This window comes from Cyanobium sp. Aljojuca 7A6, from assembly GCF_024346455.1.
GTDB lineage: Bacteria > Cyanobacteriota > Cyanobacteriia > PCC-6307 > Cyanobiaceae > Cyanobium.
The window spans coordinates 36,006-58,984 of sequence record NZ_JAGQCY010000002.1 but is presented as its reverse complement, the minus strand read 5'-3'; the positions used below and the strand labels follow the sequence as shown (position 1 = coordinate 58,984).

Sequence of the window (22,979 nt, the reverse complement as noted above, 5' to 3'; positions counted from 1 at the left end):
GTTCCCTTCCTCCGATCGGGTGATGCCATCAAGGTCAGCAGGGTGCAACGAGCCGTACGCCGCGATCAGTGCGCCGCGATCACAACGCCGCTGTCACGCTGCTGTGGGGATCCAGCTCGGCCCAGTGCAGCAGGGGGCTCCAGGAGCGAAGCCGCCGGTAGAGCTGTCCGTGGCCGTCGCCATTGAGATGCAGGCCGTCGCTGCACAACCATTGCAGCCAGTGCGGGTCGGCCAGCAGGCCATCGAGCAGGGGCAGGAACGGCACATCCGCCTCCATGCAGGCTTCCTCCAGCAGGCCTTCGTAGAGCCGCACGCTGGCCAGGTCATACCAGAGCATCTCGGCGAAGGGCATCACGGCCTCGTCCACCGGCGTGAGGCCCAGCACGAACACCGGCGCGATGGCCTGCAACCGGGGCAACATCTGCTGCAGGCCGAACAGGAAGGCTTCAGGCGCCAACTGGAAGCGGCCGTCGGTTCGCCCCACCCGGGCCGTGTCGTTGAGGCCGATCGACAGCAGGATCCCCTGGGGGCGCTGGCGGCGCAACTCACCCCGGCAGCTCACTTCCGCCTCGGCCCGGGCGGCCAACCGCTCCAGTCCGTCGCCGCGCACCCCCAGGCCATAGAGGACAGGCCCCTGGGGCAGATCCATCCAATGGCGGCGCAGGCGCTCGCACCAGCCCCCCTGCTCCGGATCACCCCAGCCGTACACCCCGCTGTCACCCAGCACCACCAGCTTCCTGGGGACCTGCAGCGATGGGCCCGTCATGGAGCGAACATCCAGCGGGGCGCTCAGAGGCTCGCGCCGAAGCGCCGCAGCCGATCCAGACCGTCATCGATCGTGGCGGGGGAGGCCGCACAGGACAGGCGGATGCAGCGGTCATCGCCGAAGGCGGCCCCGGGCACCACGGCCAGGCCCACCTCCTCCAGCAGCCGGCCGCAGAGGGTCATCGAATCGAGGCCCCAGGCGCTCACATCCGGGAAGGCGTAAAAGGCTCCTTCCGGGGCCAGCAGTTCCAGGCCCTGGATCGCCATCAGACCGTCGCTGAGCCGGGTGCGCCGTCGGCTGAACTCGGCCGCCATCTCCTGGACGCAGTCCCGCGAACCGCTGATGGCGGCCAGGGCGCCGTACTGGGCGAAGGTGCAGACGTTGCTGGTGCTCTGGCTCTGCAGGGCGCTGGCGGCAGCCACCACATTCGAGGCCCCCGCCAGCCAGCCGATGCGCCAGCCCGTCATGGCCCAACCCTTGGCGAAGCCATTGACGATGAAGATCCGCCCGGCCAGGTCGGGGGCCACCGCCGCCAGGCTGTGGTGCACGTGCCCTGGGGAGAGCAGCATCTCGTAAATCTCGTCGCAGACCACCGCCAGGGCCGGGTGGCGGCGCAGTACGGCGGCGATCGCCTCCAGTTCGGCGCGGCTGAGCACCATGCCAGTGGGATTGGAGGGGCTGTTGAGCACCAGCAGCCGGCTGGCGGGTGTGATCGCCGCCTCCAGTTGCTCGGGGCTGAAGCGGAAGCCGCCGCTGGCGTCGCTCGTCAGGCAGCGAACGCTGGCTCCGGCCAGCTGGGCCATTTCCGGGTAGCTCAGCCAGTAGGGCGCTGGCAGCAGCACCTCGTCGCCGGGATCGAGCAGAACCTGGAACAGGTTGTAGAGGGCCTGCTTGCCGCCGTTGGTCACCAGCACCTGGTCGGCCCGGGTGGGAACCCCGTTCTCCTGGCTCAGCTTGGCGGCGATCGCCTGGCGCAGCTGGGGTTCGCCGGCCACCGGTCCGTAGCGGGTGTGGCCGGCCTCAAGGGCCTCGGCCGCCGCCCGGCGGATGAAGGCGGGGGTGTCGAAATCGGGCTCACCGGCGCTGAGGCTGCAGATGTCCTTGCCGCCTGTGCGCAACTCACGGGCCTTGGCGGTGATGGCGAGGGTGAGCGATGGCTGCAACGCCTGCGCCCGGGCGGAGAGCGACAACGGGGCCGGCATGGCGGTGAGCGGCGTCTGGAGGGCGCGATTCGGCAATCCGGCCATCTTGCCCTACGCCCCGCGGCCATGGCCAAGAATGGCGTGATGGCTGGCGATCCCCTGCAACCGTCACTTCTCGGTGAGGCTCTCGCCGCCGGCGACAGGCCCGGCCTAGAAGGATTGCAGGGCAGCTGCCAGACATGCCGCCGCTGCGACCTGGCCGCGGGGCGCCAGCAGGTGGTGATCAGCCGGGGCGATCCGTCGGCTCGGCTGATGGTGATCGGCGAAGGACCCGGGGCCCAGGAGGATGCCAGCGGCCGGCCGTTCGTGGGACGGGCTGGCCAGCTGCTCGACCAGATGCTGGCCAGCGTGGGACTGGACAGCGAGCACGACGCCTATGTCTGCAACGTCGTGAAGTGCCGCCCCCCCGACAACCGCAAACCGACGGCCCAGGAGATGGCGGCCTGTGCCCCCTGGCTCGCCCTTCAGATCGCCGAGGTGGATCCTGCCGTGGTGCTGCTCACCGGTGCCACGGCCCTGGAAGGGGTGCTCGGCATCAAGGGGGGCATCTCCAAGCTCCGCGGCCAATGGCATCCCTGGCAGGGCCGCTGGGTGATGCCGGTGTTCCACCCCTCCTATCTGCTTCGCAATCCCTCACGGGAGCAGGGTTCGCCCAAATGGCTCACCTGGCAGGACCTCAAGGAGGTGCAGCGGCGGCTGGAGCAGGACCAGCCGCCGTCACCGACTTTGTGACAGGCTTTGGCCACCACCGGCCCACGCGAGATGACCGGCAGCCTGGCCACAGCCACCACCACCGCCCCGGGGACCGCCCCACTCCCGGCCGACTGGGCCAGTGATCCCCGCTTCGAGACGGTGATCCGTCGCCGCCGCACCCGCAGCGTCCGGGTCGGCGCCATGTGGGTGGGCAGCGAGCACCCGGTGGTGGTGCAATCGATGATCAATGAGGACACCCTCGATGTGGAGGGAGCCACCGCCGGCATCCGCCGGTTGCACGAGGCGGGCTGCGAGATCGTGCGCCTCACCGTGCCGAGCCTGGCCCACGCCAAGGCGGTGAAGGAGATCCGCCAGCGGCTGGAGGACAGCTACCAGCCCGTGCCCCTGGTGGCAGACGTGCACCACAACGGCATGAAGATCGCCCTGGAGGTGGCCCAGCACGTCGACAAGGTGCGCATCAACCCGGGCCTCTACGTGTTCGACAAGCCCGATCCCAACCGTACGGAGTTCACCGCGGAGGAGGTGGCAGCAATCGGGGCGCGCATCCAGACCACCCTCGAGCCCTTGGTGAGCCTGCTCAAGCAGCAGGACAAGGCCCTGCGCATTGGCGTCAACCATGGCTCCCTGGCTGAGCGGATGCTGTTTTGTTACGGCGACACGCCCTTGGGCATGGTAGAGAGCGCCCTGGAATTCATCCGCATCTGCGACCGACTCGACTTCCACAACATCGTGGTTTCGATGAAGGCTTCGCGGGCCCCAGTGATGATGGCCGCCTACCGGATGATGGCGGACCGCATGGACGCCGAGGGCTTCCCCTACCCCCTGCACCTGGGCGTCACCGAGGCGGGCGATGGCGATTACGGCCGAATTAAAAGTACCGCCGGCATTGCCCCCTTGCTGGCCGAGGGGCTCGGGGACACCATCCGGGTTTCGCTCACCGAGGCCCCCGAGCGGGAGATTCCTGTCTGCTATTCGATTTTGCAGGCCCTGGGCCTGCGCAAGACGATGGTGGAATACGTGGCCTGCCCCAGCTGCGGTCGCACCCTGTTCAACCTCGAGGAGGTGCTGCATAAGGTGCGCAACGCCACTTCCCACCTCACCGGTCTGGACATCGCCGTGATGGGCTGCATTGTCAATGGGCCGGGCGAAATGGCCGATGCCGACTACGGCTATGTGGGCAAGATTCCTGGCACCATTTCCCTCTACCGGGGCCGCGAGGAGATTCGTCGGGTGCCGGAAGCGGAGGGGGTCGGGGCCCTGATTGCTTTGATTCGGGAGGATGGTCGCTGGGTGGAGCCCTGAGGTCGGTTACCGGCGCTAGTTTGAAAGCGTCTTTACCCGGCCTGTTCCGCTCTTACAGATGGCCAGCCCCCGCACCAGCCTGCTTGTGCTGGTAGGCATTGGTGCCTGTGCTGCCACCGCGGTCGTGGCCAGGGAAGTGGTGACGTCACCGGGTGCTTCGTCGCGGATCAGCGACAGCCCCAAGGAGGTGATCGACCAGACCTGGCAGATCGTCTTCCGCGACTACCTGGATATCAACGGCAAATACAAGCCGGAGCAATGGCGCCAGCTGCGCCGCGATGTGCTGGCCAAGAGCTACGGCAGCTCCAAGGAAGCCTATGAATCGATTCGGGGCATGCTCGCCAGCCTCGACGATCCCTACACCCGCTTTTTGGATCCGCGGGAATTCAAGGAGATGCAGATCGACACCTCCGGGGAACTATCCGGGGTGGGCATCCAGCTGAGCCTCGACAAGGAAACCAAGAACCTTGTGGTGGTTTCCCCCATTGATGGTTCACCTGCTTCTCGGGCCGGCGTGCAGCCCAAGGATGTGATCACGGCGATTGATGGCAAGAGCACCAAGGGCATGAGTACCGAAGATGCGGTCAAGTTGATCCGCGGCCAGGCTGGTACCTCCGTAACCCTCACCCTGCAGCGCAAGGGTCAGAGCCTGCAGGTGCCCCTCACCCGCGAACGCATTGAGCTCCACGCCGTAGATCATCAGATCAATACCAGCCCAGATGGCGTCAAGGTGGGCTACAATCGCCAAGCTGCGGCGAGCCTGGATGTTTTGAGCTATGTGCGGGGTGGTCCTGCTGATGCGTAGGTCAGCCATGAAATCCCCAAGGTCTTGTGCCTTGTGGGCAACCAGCATTTTCTGGTGGGAATGAGGGCTGACCACCCTCCGGGTAAAACCAGCAGAGGTGGGGGTTGAGCCGATTCAGGACTTGTGCTTTCTGCTGGCAGCGCATAAAGTCAGTTGGCTTTTGCCATTCACTCATAGGCGGCTGACTCTTTCAGCAGCTTACAGAAATTGGCACAACTCAGCCTTGCTATGGCAATCACCAGTCGACAGAGAACCAAGAAACTGTTATGGGCAGTAATCTGCCTGCTGCCGGTCTCGCTGCAGGGATGTACAAAGCCATCAAACAATAATATCAACCCATTTGTCACCAGATACGCTGCGGGTGATTCCGCTTCGAGCAAGCAGGAAATTCAGACAGCATATGATCAAAGCCTTGCCAATGTGTATCTCGCAATTCTCGGATCTGAATTGCCTCGTCCGTTGATTCTAAACAGCTATTGGAAATTTTTAACAACCGTTAATTCCAGGTCATCACCTGAAATTTTTCGAGGCAAACTCACCTCTCTTGGCTATTTCACGGCTCCCACGCTAACGACCATAGAAAAATACTGCATCGCCAATAATCCATACCTTGGAGCAGTTATAATCCGTCAACAAGAAATAGAAGAAGCGGCTGCTCCATGCGCCGGAAAATTTAATTCTTTTCGGATACCTATTGGTTACACTATAAGAGGTTTTGTTGTGCCCAAAAGCAATAACTTTGCTACAGCCATCCCGCTCGATGTCCTCGCTGAGCTCTCACTCAAGCGGAGGCAGATCACCTGGAGTGAGATCAACCCTGCCTGGCCAAGACGTCCAATTCGATGGGTGTTCAGTTCCCAGACAGATTTCAAGAATGATCTCCGGATCCTTGGGATCACGCCACCAAGCCAATATTTACTCGCAGCGGATTACGACCGAGGCTTCATGAATGTTTCAGATCACCCAGATAATCTACTATTTTCACCAACGTCGCCAAGCCTGTCTTCTTTGCTGCGAGGGGCTCAATTTAGACTGCTGCCCATACAGATCAGACGTAACGGAAATCTCATCAAACCAGAGCCCGAGGATCTTGAGAAATACCCAAAAAGATTGATTCGGACTGTTTACCTATATATCAATTCGGAAAATCCTAATTCCTGCTTTATGTTTAATTTCGCTGATTACATCATGAACAATAATCAACAATTAATGTACGAGAATAATTTCATACCACTCCGTCAAAACGAGATCAGCCAAGCACTTGAGCAACTGCGTGAGAACCGCAGCCGTTCATACAAAGGATCCCAGCCGCTATGCAGTGGCTACCAAGTGCTGCTCAATCCGACCAATCAACCCGCACAGTCAACCAAGCCATGACAATTATGAACAGGAGTAGCAGGCATCGGGTAGTTGAATCATTCTTGGTTGCCCTGGCAACCATCAGTCTGATTGTCTTTTCGACGTGGTCAACAGTGGCATCGGCGAGGACGAACGAGACAGCACCACCACCTCCAAGGATCGAACAGTTTCTGGCCAACGTTGATCCGAACTGTCAGCGTTTTAATCGTTGTGCAGCCGATGCGAAAATGATATTCGCGGCGCTACAAATCAACAGCCTGGATTCCAATCTTGATGCCCCAAACAAGTACCTTATCCGCGGCTGGCTCAACCTGAATTGGCTTCCAGCCGCCTACCCTGACTGGGATCCGAGTAAACTTTCGATCGGCTGTCGCGAGCGCAGCAGTAGCTGTAAATTCAGTGGCTGGCAGAGCACCTTCAACGCGGTCAGTGGCGATCGCAGAATCTGGGGTTCTAGCTTTGAATTAGAAGCTGAAGAGCGCGACACTTTCTTTAATTACCCATTCGACCAACATTGGGTCAAGATCATCTTGCAACCCAATGGAATCGATTATAGTCAATTCACCAGTAACATCGATATTGAGACCTTCAAGGTTCAGTTCTCGCCTTCATTTTTATTGGACAGTAGCAGCTCGGACTTCAGTATTAATTTTGCTACCGTGGGCAGAAAGGATAATTCTAATCTGATATATGCAATCCTTCCTGAACATCCCAGCCTTCAGCTCAGCGAGAAAAATCTCTCTCCCGATCAGGTTCAGGCAGGCTTAGAGCATGATTACTTTACGACATCTGTTTCTTTCCATCTTGTGAGGCGTACGCCAGTTGCGCTGTGGATGATTATCACCCCGCTGCTGCTGATCTTTGCCACGACTGTCATTGGCTTTCATTGGAGAGAAAGCAGTCCAGCCAGCCGCTTTGGAGCCTCAGGTCTACTTTCAGCGGTCAGCCTTTATTTCGCCTCCCGAGTTTTTCGGCCTTCTGTCGATTATCTCGTTTTCAGTGATATCTGGTTTTTGATCGATTATATTGCAATCACCATCAACAGCGCCCTGCTTGTGTGGCTGTTCCGCTTTTACAAACACCGCTCCGAACTCAAGCGTGAAGGCAAGGCTATCGCACCTGCATGGAAAGCCGAGAACATGCTGACGTTCTGGAATATTTCGGGCCTATCCGCCATACTTATTGTTCTTTTTCTGATCAGCCAGAGAATGCTGCAGCCACCTGCAATTCCCTTTGAATTCCTGGCCGGGAATTCCACCAATGAGAATTACGGAACGGGTGTTGTCAAGGTGATCGAAAAAAACGAACTCTTGCCATCCTTTTATTTGCTACCAATGTCAGCAAAGACTGATCTTGCAGATTCCTGAGGGCCAGGTTCGTTCCTGCTGGCCGCGCATTCGTCAAGTGCCGTGGGCCCAATGCTCCCTAAGGCGCCTCACATTTTAAGCAGCCTCCTAGAGGGAGACCAAAAAGCGCTGGAGGCGCTCGAGACCATCCTCGATCGTGGCAGGTGACGCGGCACAGGAGAGACGAATGCAGCGGTCATCGCCAAAGGCCACCCCCGGCACGACAGCCAGCCCCACCTCGTCGAGGAGGCGGTTGCAGAGGGTCATCGAATCCAGCCCGAAGTGGCTCACATCCGGGAACGCATAGAACGCCCCTTCTGGAGCCATGAGTTTCAGGCCCTCCATGGCCATGAGGCCCTCCGTAAGCAGGCTGCGGCGCCCGTTGAATTCGGCCGCCATGGCGTGCACGCAGTCGCGGGGCGCTTCGATCGCAGCCAGGGCGCCGAACTGGGCAAAGCTGCAAACGTTGCTGGTGCTCTGGCTCTGCAGGGCGCTGGCGGCGGCCACCACTGGCTGGGGGCCGGCCAGCCAGCCGATGCGCCAGCCGGTCATGGCCCAGCCCTTGGCGAAGCCATTCACCGTGAAGACGCGATCGGCCAGGTCTGGCGCCACGGCTCCAAAGCTGTGGTGGGCGTGGCCTTTGGCTAGCAGGAATTCGTAAATCTCATCGCACACCACGGCCACCTGGGGATGGCGGCGCAGCACGGCGGCAATCGCCTCCAGCTCCGGCCGGCTCAGCACCATGCCGGTGGGATTGCCGGGGCTGTTGAGCACAAGCAACTTGCTGGCTGGAGTGATGGCTGCCTCCAGTTGGGCCGGATCAAGGCGGAAGCCTTGGGCCGCTGAGCTCGGCAGCATGGTCACCGTGGCGCCGGCCAGCTTGGCGATCTCTGGATAGCTGAGCCAGTAGGGCGCCGGCAGCAGCAGCTCGTCGCCCGGCTCGAGCAGCACCTGGAACAGGTTGTAGAGCGCCTGCTTGCCGCCGTTGGTGACCAGCACCTGCCGGTCGCTGGTCGGTATGCCGTTTTCAGTGCTGAGCTTGGCGGCTATCGCATCGCGCAGGGCAGGCTCTCCGGCGGCCGGGCCGTAGCGGGTGTGGCCTGCCTCCAGAGCAGCCGTGGCTGCCTGGCGGATGAAGGCCGGGGTGTCGAAATCAGGCTCGCCGGCGCTGAGGCTGCAGATGTCCTGTCCATCGGCCTTGAGGGCCTTGGCTCGGGCGGCAATGGCCAGGGTGAGGGAGGGCTGGAGGGCCCGGGCCCGGGCAGAGAGGGCCGGAGTGGTGGTGGGCGCGGCGTTCATCCCTGTGTCCGGCATCAGGACGCGCGGCTTCAGCACTTGCTGGCATCCTGCCTTACGGATTTGCCGCGTACGGTTCAAAGGGGCACGAAATGGCCAGCTAGTTACACGTTGATGGTTTTGCCGTGACGACATCTACCCCTGCAGCGCCCGATCCCCTGGGGCAGTTGCTGCTCGATTGCGCAGCCTGTCGCCGCTGTGATCTGGCCGCGGAGAGGCAGCAGGTGGTGGTGAGTCGGGGCAATCCCGCCGCCCGGCTGATGTTGATCGGCGAGGGACCCGGCGCTCAGGAAGACAGTGCTGGCTTGCCCTTTGTGGGTCGCTCCGGCCAGCTGCTCGATCAGCAGCTGGCTGCAGCTGGCATCGACAGCAACCGAGATGCCTACGTGGCCAATGTGGTGAAGTGCCGTCCCCCCGGCAACCGCAAGCCCACGGCGGCGGAGATGGCCGCCTGCCGTCCCTGGCTAAATCATCAGATCACATTAGTGAATCCGGCCGTGATCCTGCTGCTGGGGGCCACGGCGCTGGAGGGGGTGCTGGGTATTAAGGGCGGCATCACGAGCTTGCGGGGCCAGTGGCGCGCCAGCGAGATAGAAATATTGCGGGGCCGCCGCCTGATGCCGGTTCTGCATCCCTCCTATCTGCTGCGCTTTAACTCGCAGGCCCAGGGCTCGCCCCGCGCGTTGACGGCAGCCGACTTCCAGGAGGTACGCCGGTCCCTGCTGGCCCTCTGAGGGGATCGGGGCCGATCATTTTCTGGTCAGCCACCCCGCCCGCCTTGCTGAACTGCTCAATCCGTTTGACAACCTCGTCGCTTGAGCGGCTTTTGTGACAGGCTTTGCCCTTCCCGGCCCCCGCTTCACCCAGCCATGACCGGCACCCCGGCTTCCTACGACAGCGTGGCTCCCTACGACACTCCGGCTCGCTACGACACCGTGATTCACCGGCGCCAGACCCGCAGCGTGCGGGTGGGAGATATCTGGATCGGCAGCGACCATCCGGTGGTGGTGCAGTCGATGATCAACGAGGACACCCTCGATATCGAAGGGGCCACCGCCGGCATCCGGCGGCTGCATGAAGTCGGCTGTGAAATCGTGCGGCTCACGGTGCCCTCCCTGGCCCACGCCAAGGCGGTAAAGGAAATCCGCCAGCGCCTAGAAGACACCTACCAGCCGGTGCCGCTTGTGGCGGATGTGCACCACAACGGCATGAAGATTGCCCTGGAGGTGGCCCAGCACGTCGACAAGGTGCGGATCAACCCGGGGCTGTTTGTGTTCGACAAGCCCGACCCCAACCGCACCGAATTCAGCCCCGAGGAGGTCGCCGCCATAGGTGAGCGCATCTCTGAAACGTTTAGACCGCTGGTTCAGCTGCTCAAGCAGCAGGACAAGGCCCTGCGCATTGGCGTCAACCATGGCTCCCTGGCTGAGCGGATGCTGTTTTGTTACGGCGACACGCCCTTGGGCATGGTAGAGAGCGCCCTGGAATTCATCCGCATCTGCGACCGACTCGACTTCCACAACATCGTGGTTTCGATGAAGGCTTCGCGGGCCCCAGTGATGATGGCCGCCTACCGGATGATGGCGGACCGCATGGACGCCGAGGGCTTCCCCTACCCCCTGCACCTGGGCGTCACCGAGGCGGGCGATGGCGATTACGGCCGAATTAAAAGTACCGCCGGCATTGCCCCCTTGCTGGCCGAGGGGCTCGGGGACACCATCCGGGTTTCGCTCACCGAGGCCCCCGAGCGGGAGATTCCTGTCTGCTATTCGATTTTGCAGGCCCTGGGCCTGCGCAAGACGATGGTGGAATACGTGGCCTGCCCCAGCTGCGGTCGCACCCTGTTCAACCTCGAGGAGGTGCTGCATAAGGTGCGCAACGCCACTTCCCACCTCACCGGTCTGGACATCGCCGTGATGGGGTGCATCGTCAACGGCCCCGGCGAGATGGCCGATGCCGACTACGGCTATGTGGGCAAGACCCCCGGCACCATTTCCCTGTACCGCGGGCGGGATGAAATCCGCCGGGTGCCGGAGGCGGAAGGGGTGGAGGCGCTGATCGCCCTGATCAAGGAGGACGGTCGCTGGGTCGACCCCTGAACGGGGGGCCTTGCCCCGTCAGCGGCGCTACGTTGGAGCAACCTTTCAGACTCCTTGAGGATCCCCACCATGGGAAGAGCTCGCGCCACGGTCGTGGTGCTGGTTGGTCTCGGTGCCTGTGCCGCCACCGCGGTGATGGCCAGGGAAATGGTGCTGACCCCCACCGGAACCGTATCGATCAGCGACAGCCCCAAGGAGGTGATGGACCAGGCCTGGCAGATCGTCTTCCGCGACTACCTGGACACCACTGGCAAATACACGCCGGAACAGTGGCGCAAGCTGCGCCGCAGCGTTCTGTCCAAGAGCTACACCACCCCCAAGGATGCCTATGAGGGCATCCGCGGCATGCTCGGCACCCTCGACGATCCCTACACCCGCTTCCTGGATCCGCGGGAATTCAAGGAGATGCAGATCGACACCTCCGGAGAGCTCTCCGGGGTGGGCATCCAGCTCAGTGTCGACAAGGAGACCAAGGAACTGGTGGTGATCTCGCCGATCGAGGGCTCGCCGGCCTCAAGGGCGGGTGTGCAGCCCAAGGATGTGATCGTGTCGATCGACGGCAAGAGCACCAAGGGGATGAGCACCGAGGACGCTGTGAAGCTGATCCGCGGCAAGGCCGGCACCACGGTGAATCTGGTGCTGCGCCGCAAGGGCCAGAACCTCGATACCCCCCTCACCCGGCAGCTGATCGAGATCCACGCGGTCAACCACCAGGTGAATACCGCCGCCGACGGCACCAAGATCGGCTACATCCGCCTGAAGCAGTTCAGCGCCACCGCCACCAAGGACATGCGGGCGGCGGTGCGTGACCTGGAGGCCCAGGGTGTCAAGGGTTACGTGCTGGATCTGCGCAGCAACCCCGGCGGGCTGCTGGTGGCGAGCGTCGAAATCGCCCGCCAGTGGATCAACGAGGGGATCATCGTCTCCACCAAGACCCGCGACGGCATCCAGGACGTCAAGCGGGCCACCGGCCAGGCCCTGACCACCAAACCGATGGTGGTGCTGGTCAACGAGGGTTCAGCCAGCGCCAGCGAGATCCTCTCCGGCGCCCTGCAGGACAACAACCGTGCCGTGCTGGTGGGTCAGAAGACCTTCGGCAAGGGGCTGGTGCAGTCGGTGCGGGGGCTCTCCGATGGCTCCGGCATGACCGTGACCATCGCCAAGTACCTGACGCCCCGCAACCGGGACATTCACAAGCACGGCATCAACCCGGACGTGCCGGTGAAGATGACCGAGCAGGAGGTGCAGCGCCTCAAGCTGGAGGACATCGGCACCAACCGGGACAGCCAGTACCGGGCGGCCGAATCCACCCTGCGCAAACAGCTGCAGGCCAGCACGGTGCTGCAAAAAGCCTTTGAGCCCGGCAGTGCCAACCTGCCGGCGGCCCTTGCCAAACCCTGATCTGCACGAGCCGAGCGCCACGCCCGGCTCGGTCTGGGAGCTCAAGCCATGGTGGTGTCAGCCCTGGAGCATCCTGCTCACGGGGCTGGCCATCGTTGGGGCGAGCTGGCTGGTGCTGCAGCTCTGGTGGATCACCGCAGGCGTCTCGCTGGTGATTGGCGCCTGGTGGCTGCTGTTTCTGGTGCTGATGCCCGCGGCCTGGAAGCGGTCGCAGGCCGGTGGGAGCAGCGGTTGAGCCCCAGGGCTCAGGCGACCGGCTGCATCAGCCCACCACCGGGTGAAGAGTCGTCGTCGTCGTTGTTGCCGGCATCGGACTGGAACAGGGCGAAGAAACCAACGCCGAGGACCCCCAGGAAGGCCGGCAGGAGCAGGGGGTTCTGGGTGGCGCCCGCGACCTCGATCAGCTCACCCATGGCACGACGTAACGAAAGATGTCGCCATCTTAACGTTCCTTCTCATTCCCGTGGCCCGTTCAGTCGAAGACGTGGCCGTGCTCGTAGCGCTCCGCATGGCCCGCGGCCTCGGTGAGGGCCGCCACGTTCTCGCGGGTGAAGAAGCCGTCGTAGCCCAGGCAGCGCTCCACGTACTCGGTGATCAGCAGGGAGTAGGCCGAGCTGCGCGAGAAGATCTGGCGCAGGTTGGGCTGCTCGCCGCATTCCCCCACCATGTCGGCGAGGAAGGGGATGCCCAGCTCGCGCAAGGTGCGCACCACCACGTCCACATTCTTTTCACCGTTGCTGTCACCATCGGCCACCTCGTAGGCGATGTGATGCATGCGCCGGCCGAAATTGCGCACGAAATCTTCGGTGGGCATGGGCAGGTTGGCCAGGGAGTTGAGGTAGGAGGGGGTGTTGTTGGCCGTGAACACCCGGGCGGGAGACAACTTGTCATCCCCCACAGAGGGATGGCGCGTGACGTTGGTGGAGGAGTTCATCTCGGCAATGTCATAGGAGCCCCAGTAGTAATAAGGAACCATCGTCAGATATTCGAGGATGGCATCCTCCCGCTCACCCGCCAGCACCCTGGTGGCCAGGTGGTCAATGCCCAGGATCTTGCCCTCCAGGCCGTGCTCCCGGTGGCGGCGGGCGGCATCGGTCAGGGGCGCGAGGGCGTCCGCATCAAGCAACACCTGATCGCCCAGATCCAGGGCCGCCAGGCCATCAAGGGGCCTGTCCACATAACCGACCCGGTTGTAGGTGTAATCGGAAAGAAACGTGAAGCAGAGATGCTTGGAGGCATAGAAGGGGTTGGCGGTCTCACCTGGGTAGGCAAAACGGATGTTCTGGGGTTCAAGGATGGCGCGCAGATCGTGGCAGCAGGACACCTGGAAGATCTCGCCGATGTAGCGGGCGTTGGGCTTGTCGATCGAGAGGGGATACATCGCGTTCCAGCGCGTCACCTCATCCTCGAAATCATCAAACAGCGGCTCCAGCACGATCAGGCGCGGGAAGGCCTCGCCCCCCTTGAGCAGGTAGAGGCGGTGAGTGGCGTTGATCCAGCACTCCTGGTAGCGGTAGGGGCCGGTGAGCGCCAGCTCGGCCAGGTAGGGCAGGCCGTTGCCGTGGTCCACCTGGATCACGATCGCCGCCATCGGCCCCACCACCTGCTCCAGTCCCGAGCTGGCCCGCCGGGCGTAGACGCGGGGCAGGAACTCCTCGAAGAACGACGTGTTCCGCTTATCGCCCTTGGGCCGGTAGCTGGCGAGATCGATCATCGGCTGGGCAGAACAGACCATCTGATAGCAAGAAGCACCCCAGGGCTCAAGCGTCACCGCAAACACCCCCTCACACCACCAGCACCGCCGCGTTCGTCGCCGCCAGCTCCTCAGCCCGCTGCTCCGGGGTGCGCCCGTCGGCCTCGGGGATCTGGCCGGCCATGGCTGACAGCCACTCCATCAGCTGCTCCACCTGCTGGGCGGGGGACAGGGCCCCCAGGCCCCGGGCCAGCACCTTGGCGGTGCTGCCGGCGCCGCCCTGATACACCAGCCGGCCGTGCAGGTGCTGGGGCAGGGCCTGGCGCAGGCGGCGGAAGGCGGGTTCCTCCATCGGTGTTTCCAGGGCGATGTTGGGTTTCTCCGGCTTGATGCGGGAGAAGCCGCAGCGGCGCGCCAGCAGCTTCAGTTCCATCAGCTGCAGCAGGCTCTGCACCGGCGCCGGAATCGGGCCGTAGCGGTCGGTCCAGCCGGCGGCCAGCTCCACCAGGGCCGCCTTGCCGCCACACTCTGCGGCGGCGCGGTAGGCGGCCATCTTCTCGTCGGCCTCGGTGATCCAGTCGGCCGGGATGAAGGCCGTCACCGGCAGGTCGATCTGAGTCTCGTCCACCGCCGGGATGTCCTGGCCCTGGATCTCGGCCAGGCAGTCCTGCAGCATCTCCATATAGAGATCGAAGCCGATCGCTTCCATCTGGCCGCTCTGTTCCACCCCCAGCAGATTGCCCACGCCGCGGATCTCCATGTCGCGCATGGCCAGCTGGTAGCCGGAGCCCAGCTGGGCGAACTCCTGGATCGCCCGCAGCCGCTGGCGAGCCGCCTCACTCAGGGAGGCATCGCCCGGATAGAACAACCAGGCGTGGGCCTGGATGCCGCTGCGGCCCACCCGGCCCCGCAGCTGGTAGAGCTGGGCCAGACCGAACTTGTGGGCGTCCTCCACCAGGATCGTGTTCACCCGGGGGATATCAAGGCCGCTCTCGATGATCGTGGTGCAGAGCATCACGTCAGCCTCGCCGGCGTTGAAGGCCACCATGGCGCTCTCCAGCTCGCCCTCCGGCATCTGGCCGTGGGCCACCTGCAGCCGCAACCCCGGCAGCATCGTCCGCAGCTGACCCGCCACCTCCTCGATGCCCTCCACCCGCGGTACCACGTAGAACACCTGGCCGCCGCGGTCGAGTTCCTGGCGGATGGCGCTGCGCACCGCCTCCTCATCCAGGCTGGCCAGGTGGGTCTTGATCGGGCGCCGCAGGGGCGGCGGTGTGGTGATCAGGCTCATCTCCCGCACCCCTGAGAGGCTCATGTACAGGGTGCGCGGAATTGGGGTGGCCGACAGGGTCAGCACGTCGACGTCCTTGCGCAGCGCCTTGATCTTTTCCTTCTGATTGACACCGAAGCGCTGCTCCTCGTCCACCACCAGCAGCCCCAGCTGGCGGAAGCCCGTGCCCTTGCCCAGCAGCTGGTGGGTGCCCACCACCACGTCGGTGGCGCCGCTGGCCAGGCTCTCAAGGATCGTCTTGCGCTCGGCGGCGGTGCGGAAGCGGTTGAGCAGGGCCACCTTGAGCGGGTAGGGGGCGAAGCGCTCGCTGAGGGTGCGCCAGTGCTGCTGGGCCAGCACGGTGGTGGGGGCCAGCAGGGCGCACTGCTTGCCGGCGGTGACAGCCTTGAAAATCGCCCGGATCGCCACCTCCGTCTTGCCGAAGCCCACGTCGCCGCACACCAAGCGGTCCATCGGCTGGTCCCGCTCCATGTCGCGCTTGACGTCCACGATCGCCTTGAGCTGGTCGGGGGTGGGGTCGTAGGGGAAGGAATCCTCCAGTTCGCTCTGCCAGGGGCCATCGGCGGGGAAGGCGAAGCCCGGCGCCTGGTGCCGCTCGGCGTAGAGCTTGACCAGATCCATCGCCACCTTGGCCACCGCCTTGCGGGCCCGCTCCTTGGCCTTGGTCCAGGCCGTGCCGCCCATGCGGTTGAGCTCCGGCGGGCTGTCGCTGCTGGCCCGGTAGCGGCCCAGGCTGCCCAGCTGGTCGGCGGCCACCCGCAGCAGCCCGTCGGCGTACTGCACCACCAGGTAGTCGCGGGCCTCACCGCCGATGGCCAGCTTCTCCAGCTTCAGGAAGCGGCCGATGCCGTGGTTGCGGTGCACCACGAAATCGCCGGGGAGCATCTTGTTGGGGTCCACCGTGCGGCTGGCCGCCTTGCGGCGCCGGCGGACATAGCCGCCGCTCGCCAGGCTGTGCTGGCCGAAGATCTCCCTGTCGGTGAACAGCACCAGCTTCCAGGCCGGCAGCTGGAACCCCTCCAGTTCGGCGGTGCCGCGCAGCTTGAGGGCCACCGGGGTGGCCTGCTCCACCAGCCGCTCAATGGCCGGAAAATCGCGGGCATTGGGCACGAAACGGGTGACGCAGTCGTGCTCCTCCAGCAGGGCCACCGCCCGCGACGGTTGGGCGGAGACGATCCAGAGCCGGGCCTTGTCGCGCAGGTGCCCCTTGATCTGCTCGGCCAGGCGGCCGAACTGGTTGGGGTGGGCCGGCACCGGCCGGCTGGCCAGATCGAGATCGTTGGGATGGCGGTCGCTTTCGTGCAGCTCCACCAGATCGAAGCCCGGGAAGGCTTCCACGTCCGCCATGGCCGACGCGATCGGCCGGTGCAGCAGGCCGGGCAGGGGCAGGGGCGGCTCGCCTTCGGCGGCCTTCACCACCTCGCCGTGGTGGTCGGCGGCATGGTCGAACCACTGCTGGCCATGGGCCAGGCACTGGCGCCGTTCATCGATCGCCACCAGGGTGCCGGCAGGCAGGTAGTCGAGCAGCGAGGCCGGCTGCGGCCAGGCCAGGCCCATCAGCCGCCGCATCCCCTCCGGGGTGCCGCCGTCGAGCAGCTGGTCGAGGGCGGCGGGCTCCAGCAGTCGTTCCAGACCCTCGGGCATCTGCTCCCGCAGGGCCTCGGCGATCAGGGGGGCGTAGCTGGTGGGGGTAAGGCGCACCCGCTCGATCACATCAAGGGAACGCTGGGTGGCCGGATCAAACTCCCGCAGCTTCTCAAGGTCTTCACCAAAGAGCTCCAGCCGCACCGGCAGCTCGGCGCTGACCGGAAACACGTCAACGATGTCGCCCCGGCGGCTCCAGGTGCCCTCCTGCTCTATCGTCGGCACCCTCTCGTAGCCCAGGCCGGCCAGGCGGAGGGCCAGCTGCTCGAGATCCAGCCGGTCGCCGCGGCGCAGGGTGAGGCAACGGGCCGCCAGCAGCGGCGGCGGCGGCAGGTGGGGCTGGAGGGCCCGCTCGGTGGCCACCACCGCGAAGCGACCACCGCTGGCGGCGGGGACGCCGTCCCCGTCGCCGACCAGTTCGGCGAGCACCTGCAACTGTCCCCAGGTGATCTCGCTGCTGGGATCGAAGGGTTCGTAGGGGGAGCCCTCGCTGGTGGGATAGAGCTGACACAGGGGCCAGCCCATCAGCTCCAGCAAGGAGGCCCAGCGCCCCGCCTCCTCGAGGCTGGGCACGATCACCAGCAGGGGGGCGTCATCGCAGCCCGCCAGGGCACTGGCCACCAGCGCCCGCGCTGCCCGTCCCGCCCCGCTCAGCCGCAGCCGCTCGGGCCGCTCGCAGCGCGCCCTCACCTCAGCGGTGAGGGTGGCGGCCTGCAGCTGGCGCACAAGGGCGTGGAGGGGCATCGCGAGGCGAGATCAAACCGAAGCTGATCTTCGCAACCCGTTTGCGTCCATGCTGGGGGACGGTTCGCCCCGCGATGGCCCGCTTCCGCTGTCCCACCTGCCGCCATCGGCCCCTGAGGCTGGAGCAACCCTTCTCGGGGGTGCCCCGCTGCGGGCGCCGCGGCGACCTGCTGGAGCCGAAGCGCCGCCATGGGCGCGCCTGGGGCCTGGCCCTCGGGGTCGCAGCCCTGGTACTGGGGGGAGCCGCCTTCCCCGCCTTGCTGGAGCAGGTCGGCAGCCTGCCCGAGCAGGCCCCTGAGGTCACCACCCGCCTGCTGGAGCGATTCGAGCCGGCTCCTGACCCACGGCTGCGGCCACGGGCCCTGCTCGAGGGCGGGCTGCTGGCCAGCCTCCAGGAGGCCGACCGGCAGTGGATTCCCACCGCCGAGCCCCTGGCGGGAGGTGGCACCCGCTTTCTCTACTGGCGGCGGGCCGGCGAACCCGAGCTGTCGGTGGACGAGCTGCAGGCCCTGATCGACTCCCCCCCCGACCACGGCGAGAAACTCCAGGCGATCGCCGACCTGCTCAGTGTGCTGGAGGAGGTGGGGGTGCAGGTCCAGCTGGTGGAGCCCAGAAAGACCGGGGCCGCTGGGGAATGGGATCACGCCGCCCGCACCCTGCGGATCAAGCCCGCCGTGGTGGAGAAGGGAACGGTGGACTTCGCCCAGGTGCTGAACCACGAGGCGATCCACGTGGCCCAGAGCTGCGCGGCCGGCGGCCTGCGCGCTGTCCCCAGAACCCTTGGCCTGGGCCAGGAGGTCCCGCCGGAGCTGCGGCTGCATCTCGATGATCCCCTCTACGCCGGAGCCTCCGACTGGGAGAAGGCCCTGGAGCGGGAGGCCTACGCCAACCAGCGGCAGCTCGAGATCGGCACCACCCTGATCCGCACCCATTGCCGGACCCGATCGGCGGGCTGAAGGCCGAGCCCGGCCCGGGGCCTCAGCGGGAGATGTGGGCGATGAGATCGAGACACTTGCTGGAGTAGCCCCACTCGTTGTCGTACCAGGCCACCACCTTCACGAAGGTGTCGGTGAGGGCGATGCCGGCCGAGGCATCAAAGATGGAGGTGCAGGTTTCGCCAAGGAAATCAGTGGAGACCACCGCGTCCTCCGTGTAGCCGAGGATGCCAGCCATCGGCCCTTCCGAGGCGGCGCGCATGGCGGCCTTGATGGCGTCGTAGCTGGCCCCCCGCTCCAGGTTCACGGTCAGATCCACCACCGAGACGTTGGGGGTGGGAACCCGGAAGGCCATGCCGGTGAGCTTGCCGCTCAGGGCCGGGATCACTTTGCCCACCGCTTTGGCGGCACCGGTGGAGGAGGGAATGATGTTCTGGCCGGCACCGCGGCCACCGCGCCAGTCCTTGACCGACGGGCCATCGACGGTCTTCTGGGTGGCGGTGGTGGCATGCACGGTGGTCATCAGGCCATCGCGGATGCCGAAGTTGTCGTGCAGCACCTTGGCCATCGGCGCCAGGCAGTTGGTGGTGCAGGAGGCGTTGGAGACGATGTCCTGCCCCGCATAGGTGGTGTGGTTCACCCCCATCACGAACATCGGCGTGTCGTCCTTGGAGGGGGCCGACAGCACCACCTTGCCGGCACCGGCGCTGATGTGGGCCCGGGCCCGCTCGTCGGTCAGGAACAGGCCGGTGGATTCCAGCACCACGTCGGCGCCGACATCGCCCCAGCGCAGGGCAGCCGGATCGCGCTCGGCGGAGATGCGGATGCGGCGACCGTTCACCACCAGGGCGCCATCGTCGACGGCCACCTCACCGGCAAAGCGACCGTGGGTGGAGTCGTACCGAAGCATGTAGGCGATGTAATCAACGTCGATCAGGTCGTTGATGCCCACCACTTCGATGTCTTCACGTCCGCAGGCGATGCGGAAGACCAGACGTCCGATGCGTCCAAAACCGTTGATGCCGATCCTGATGGTCACCGGTGCGTCTCCCGAGTCAGAACAGGAACTTCAGCGTGGCACAGGGCTGGCAGCCGAAGCCGGACGGCGGCTGACCATTGTCGCCAGATGAAACGGGCTCAGCGCCCAGGGACCTGCTGGGCCTGTTTCAAGCGCCGACGGATCCTTCGGCTCCAGCCGATCGCCATGGCACCACCCAGCAGGGGAAGGGGACCCGGGACGGGAACGCTGCGCAGCGCTGTGGGGTTGAAAGGCCTGCCATTGATGACGGCATTGACGCGATTGGAGCCGTTCGTGGATCCAAATCTCAGCGCGGATCCGTTGTTGATGACGATCAGGGATCCGGTGATGGTGGATGGGTTCCCATTGCCGGAGCGATTGAGGGTTGCCGTGCCCCCTCCCGTCAGCAGGAAGGTACCGAAGACATCGGATCCCGTCAGACTGAGATTCGACCCGGGCCGAGCGAAGTTGAAGATGATCTTGGCCGGATACACGTCGCCTTGCAGCGTCCAGTCCTGGTTGGTCGTCAGGCTGGTGGGCATGTTAAAGACAAAATAGTCACGCCCTGATCCCACAAAGTTGAGGTCAACATTTCGGCCAACGTTGCTGACGTCGTAGTAATTGATTCCTCCGGCAACGGACCGCGCTCCGGTGAGCGTCAGGCTGCCGGAGAGATTGACCGCCTCATTGAACTTGCAGGAGCTGAGCGCCACGGTGCAATTGGAGGCGTTGATGCCACTGATGTAGTTGGCCACCGCCAGGGCGTCCGCTTCGGCCTGGACGGTCCAGGCGTTGCTGACCACTGTCGTGCCGGGACCGTTGGTGACTGTGGCGGATTGGGATCGGAAGATCTGATTGGCCGTGACCGAACCAGCATTGAGCCTGACATTGCCGCCCACCAGTGCCGAGCCGTTGCCTGGTTGGGCAGGCGCCGCTGGGGCAACGCTGCAGCTCGCCGGCACCGACACCGTGCTCCCCCCTTGGAGTTGGTTCGGTGAGCCGGTACTGGTGCCCAGGGTGGACTGAACGTTGCGGGAGCTGATGTTCACCAGGCCGAAGCCCGCGGCGCAGCCCAGGTTGAGCCCATCGGCCTGGGCAACGTTGGCCCGGGCCGGCTGGGAAGCCTCCAGCAGCATCAGGATGGAGATGCCGAAGCCACAGGCGAAACCGTGAAGAGTGGCCCAATTCGGGGAGCGACATGACAGAAGGAACGAGTCTCCAGCGGCAGCGCTGAGGGGACTTCGGATCATTTCGCGTTGCATGGGACGTGATTGAACGCTCACCGGAATCATTCGATTGACTCAGAGGACTTGACCGGAGAGGAATTAGGAACTTCCTCTTCTTTCAGGCAGCATTCTGGATTTTTGCAGAATCAATGGCACCCCGTGAGTCTAACACTTCGTCCTATGGCTTTCAGGGATACCTGGGCCGCCTTCCATTCACGGCACAGGCCTATCCTTCGCGAGTTCCCAGCAGCAACCCCACAAATTTCTGCACAGATGCCCACAGCATGGGCACAATATTGAGCATTGGATCCAGCTGGGTTTCGCACCCCCCGATGAACCTGCATGACCCGGGACATGGCCTGCGCCGTGTCAACACCTCCGATTTCCTTTCCCTGATCGCCCTGGCCCTTTTTGCCACCTATGGGGTGACGGTGCTGAACACGATTCTGCCGCTGGCGTTCCTGCAACCGGCCTGGCTGGTCACCCTGATCAGCGCCCTCCTCGACAGCGCCCCGCTCGCTCTGCTGGGCCTGGGCCTGGTGCATCTGGTGGCCTATCTGGAGCCAGACGACATCCGGGTCCAGGGCCGCCGCGATGCGATCGCCCGTTGGGCCGTCGGAGCGGTCATCGGTTTCCTGCTGCTGCTCCCCCTGCAGGCCGCGTCCGCCTTTCAGGGCCTGGGGCTGGTGGCCCGCAGCCAGAGCAGCGCCATGCAGGTGGCGATCGAGCGCGCCAAGGACTTCCAGCGCGCCATTGATGGTGCCAGCTCAGTGGCCGACCTTCAGCAGAGAATCACGACCCTCCAGGGACCGGGGCTCCAGTTGACGGAGCAGAGCCAGTCCCTGCCGGAGCTGAAATCGATGCTCTCCGAGCGACTGAAAGAGTCCATCAAGAGCTCCAGGGATGTCGTTCATTCGCCCTGGAATCCGGGCCTCTGGGCGATCCTCCAGCGCACGCTCCGTGTGTTGCTGCTCGCCACGGTGTACGCCCTGGCCTTCGCAGCCGGCAGCCAGCGCCAAGCCTGCGATCTGTCCCTGCTGCGGGAAGCCCAGATGCACTGGGATCTCTCCAGAGCCAGGGTCCTCCGGCGGCGCCGGCAGCACCTCAGCGTCAGACAACGGCGGCAGCAGTTGCAGGAGAGGGAGGCACTGGAGGCCCTGGCCCAGCGAAGGCTGCATCCCGACGCCCTGACCGCCCGACCAGCGCCGATCAAGGTGGCGCAGGGGCCTTCGCGAGCACTCCCCGCCGACATGGCCTATTTCCACCAGCTCAGTGTGGAAGGGGGGGAGCAGAAGCAGTCGCTGGAACTCTCCTGATCCTGCGCTAGGGATTCAGTCGGGGGAGCCGGAGTCCGCTGGCCCATCGGCGCCGCCCAGCAGGGTTTCCTCCTCCAGAAGCATGTTGAAGCGCAGCAGATCAGCGTCCTTGAGCTGCTGCCGGCTGCTCACGCCCAGATGCTTCTCCAGAAAGCTGCGACCCCTGCTGCCATCCCAGCCCAATTGCTGCAGGAGCAGGTTGCACTGGTCAAGCAGGTCGGTCCGGCGCAGCGGAACAGCCACCGCGGCGGGATCACATCCAGGCTCAAGGACCTCAATCGCCTGCAGGTAAGCGATCAGATCGGCGTAAACGGTGATGCGGTCCCGGCTGGGGTGGCCAAAGGATCGCTGCAGATAGAGGGCTTCCCGCTCCCTGTCCCATCCCAGCCGGCGCATCTGCAAATCCAGGTGGGTGAGTTCAGCACTCCAGTCCTGGGGATCCTCCGGTGCGGGCTGGGGCTCTGCAGAGGGCTGGGGCTCTGGCGGGGGTTGTGACTCCGGCCTTGTCTCCTGTTGTGGCGGGTTCTGGGGCTCAGGCGGAGCTGCCGGCGTTACGGGCTCAGGGGCCGGCGGTGGCGATGGCCTGGAGGGCTGGTCCGGAGCCTGCCGCGGTGCGCGAAGGGTGCTGGGGCTCTGCAGGCTGGCCAGAAGGCGGGCCCTGGCCCGGTCCTCCGCTTCCTCGGCATCGCCCGCCTCCCCAAGGGCGCTGCCCAGGAAGCGTTCCCCTTCGCGGGCCGAGACCAGCACGACGCGGCGGCCGACCTCGCAGCGCAGCAACTGGACCTGAAGTTGCATGGGAAGTGTGAGGAGGGGCCAGCGATC

19 protein-coding genes and 1 pseudogene are annotated in these 22,979 nt (G+C 64.6%); 11 read left to right on the top strand and 9 right to left on the bottom strand.

What is annotated here, in order from left to right:
- Positions 1–79: 79 nt before the first annotated feature.
- Together KBY95_RS02050 and KBY95_RS02045 are read right to left on the bottom strand one after the other, a co-directional pair.
- A complete protein-coding gene (locus KBY95_RS02050) occupies positions 80–766 on the bottom strand; it encodes a GDSL-type esterase/lipase family protein (RefSeq protein WP_254963022.1) in 687 nt (228 codons plus the stop codon).
- Between the two features lie 23 nt (positions 767–789).
- Entirely contained in the window at positions 790–1,968 is a 1,179-nt protein-coding gene (locus tag KBY95_RS02045; RefSeq protein ID WP_254963266.1) for a pyridoxal phosphate-dependent aminotransferase, read from the bottom strand.
- A 66-nt stretch (positions 1,969–2,034) separates the two neighbouring features.
- Between KBY95_RS02045 and KBY95_RS02040 the strand changes: the two genes are divergently transcribed.
- From KBY95_RS02040 to KBY95_RS02020, 5 genes and pseudogenes are all read left to right on the top strand, one after another.
- A complete protein-coding gene (locus KBY95_RS02040; protein ID WP_254963021.1) occupies positions 2,035–2,700 on the top strand; it encodes a uracil-DNA glycosylase family protein in 666 nt (221 codons plus the stop codon).
- Positions 2,701–2,730: 30 nt separating this feature from the next.
- Positions 2,731–3,984 carry a (E)-4-hydroxy-3-methylbut-2-enyl-diphosphate synthase gene (ispG, locus tag KBY95_RS02035; RefSeq protein ID WP_254963020.1) on the top strand — a complete coding sequence of 418 codons (1,254 nt, stop codon included), beginning with the start codon at positions 2,731–2,733 and terminating at the stop codon, positions 3,982–3,984.
- Between the two features lie 58 nt (positions 3,985–4,042).
- Positions 4,043–4,729: pseudogene (locus KBY95_RS02030) on the top strand (PDZ domain-containing protein); the annotation flags it as partial.
- A gap of 288 nt (positions 4,730–5,017) precedes the next feature.
- Positions 5,018–6,166: a hypothetical protein gene (locus KBY95_RS02025; RefSeq protein WP_254963019.1), complete on the top strand. Its 1,149-nt coding sequence runs from the start codon at positions 5,018–5,020 to the stop codon at positions 6,164–6,166.
- A 44-nt stretch (positions 6,167–6,210) separates the two neighbouring features.
- A complete protein-coding gene (locus KBY95_RS02020) occupies positions 6,211–7,515 on the top strand; it encodes a hypothetical protein (RefSeq protein ID WP_254963018.1) in 1,305 nt (434 codons plus the stop codon).
- Between the two features lie 87 nt (positions 7,516–7,602).
- Here the strand turns inward: KBY95_RS02020 and KBY95_RS02015 are convergent, their stop codons facing one another.
- A complete protein-coding gene (locus KBY95_RS02015; protein ID WP_254963017.1) occupies positions 7,603–8,793 on the bottom strand; it encodes a pyridoxal phosphate-dependent aminotransferase in 1,191 nt (396 codons plus the stop codon).
- Between the two features lie 122 nt (positions 8,794–8,915).
- Between KBY95_RS02015 and KBY95_RS02010 the strand changes: the two genes are divergently transcribed.
- The 4 genes from KBY95_RS02010 to KBY95_RS01995 all read left to right on the top strand — a co-directional run bounded on the left by KBY95_RS02010 (position 8,916) and on the right by KBY95_RS01995 (position 12,525).
- Positions 8,916–9,524, top strand: a complete 609-nt coding sequence (locus KBY95_RS02010; RefSeq protein WP_254963016.1) for a uracil-DNA glycosylase family protein — start codon at positions 8,916–8,918, stop codon at positions 9,522–9,524.
- 135 nt (positions 9,525–9,659) lie between these two features.
- Positions 9,660–10,889: a (E)-4-hydroxy-3-methylbut-2-enyl-diphosphate synthase gene (gene ispG / locus KBY95_RS02005; protein ID WP_254963015.1), complete on the top strand. Its 1,230-nt coding sequence runs from the start codon at positions 9,660–9,662 to the stop codon at positions 10,887–10,889.
- A 69-nt stretch (positions 10,890–10,958) separates the two neighbouring features.
- A complete protein-coding gene (locus tag KBY95_RS02000; RefSeq protein WP_254963264.1) occupies positions 10,959–12,290 on the top strand; it encodes a S41 family peptidase in 1,332 nt (443 codons plus the stop codon).
- Positions 12,277–12,525, top strand: a complete 249-nt coding sequence (locus KBY95_RS01995) for a DUF6737 family protein (protein ID WP_254963014.1) — start codon at positions 12,277–12,279, stop codon at positions 12,523–12,525. Before KBY95_RS02000 ends, KBY95_RS01995 begins: the two co-directional genes overlap by 14 nt.
- 10 nt (positions 12,526–12,535) lie before the next feature.
- Here the strand turns inward: KBY95_RS01995 and KBY95_RS01990 are convergent, their stop codons facing one another.
- The 3 genes from KBY95_RS01990 to mfd form a co-directional block, all read right to left on the bottom strand.
- Complete coding sequence (locus tag KBY95_RS01990; protein WP_254963013.1) at positions 12,536–12,703, bottom strand: hypothetical protein; 168 nt, start codon at positions 12,701–12,703, stop codon at positions 12,536–12,538.
- 59 nt (positions 12,704–12,762) lie between these two features.
- Positions 12,763–14,004: a hypothetical protein gene (locus KBY95_RS01985; RefSeq protein WP_254963012.1), complete on the bottom strand. Its 1,242-nt coding sequence runs from the start codon at positions 14,002–14,004 to the stop codon at positions 12,763–12,765.
- A 70-nt stretch (positions 14,005–14,074) separates the two neighbouring features.
- Positions 14,075–17,662 carry a transcription-repair coupling factor gene (gene mfd, locus KBY95_RS01980; RefSeq protein WP_254963011.1) on the bottom strand — a complete coding sequence of 1,196 codons (3,588 nt, stop codon included), beginning with the start codon at positions 17,660–17,662 and terminating at the stop codon, positions 14,075–14,077.
- 74 nt (positions 17,663–17,736) lie between these two features.
- Between mfd and KBY95_RS01975 the strand changes: the two genes are divergently transcribed.
- Entirely contained in the window at positions 17,737–18,618 is an 882-nt protein-coding gene (locus KBY95_RS01975; RefSeq protein WP_254963010.1) for a hypothetical protein, read from the top strand.
- A gap of 22 nt (positions 18,619–18,640) precedes the next feature.
- Here KBY95_RS01975 and gap read toward each other — a convergent pair whose 3' ends face one another.
- Together gap and KBY95_RS01965 are read right to left on the bottom strand one after the other, a co-directional pair.
- Positions 18,641–19,636 carry a type I glyceraldehyde-3-phosphate dehydrogenase gene (gene gap / locus KBY95_RS01970; RefSeq protein WP_254963009.1) on the bottom strand — a complete coding sequence of 332 codons (996 nt, stop codon included), beginning with the start codon at positions 19,634–19,636 and terminating at the stop codon, positions 18,641–18,643.
- A 98-nt stretch (positions 19,637–19,734) separates the two neighbouring features.
- Positions 19,735–20,751, bottom strand: coding sequence for a hypothetical protein (locus KBY95_RS01965; RefSeq protein WP_254963008.1), 1,017 nt, complete (start codon positions 20,749–20,751; stop codon positions 19,735–19,737).
- Positions 20,752–21,173: 422 nt separating this feature from the next.
- On the opposite strand from KBY95_RS01965, the gene KBY95_RS01960 reads away from it, so the two are divergent.
- Positions 21,174–22,157, top strand: a complete 984-nt coding sequence (locus KBY95_RS01960; RefSeq protein ID WP_254963007.1) for a hypothetical protein — start codon at positions 21,174–21,176, stop codon at positions 22,155–22,157.
- 15 nt (positions 22,158–22,172) lie between these two features.
- Here KBY95_RS01960 and KBY95_RS01955 read toward each other — a convergent pair whose 3' ends face one another.
- On the bottom strand, positions 22,173–22,952 hold the full coding sequence (locus tag KBY95_RS01955; RefSeq protein ID WP_254963006.1) for a hypothetical protein: 780 nt from the start codon (positions 22,950–22,952) through the stop codon (positions 22,173–22,175).
- Between the last annotated feature and the right edge of the window lie 27 nt (positions 22,953–22,979).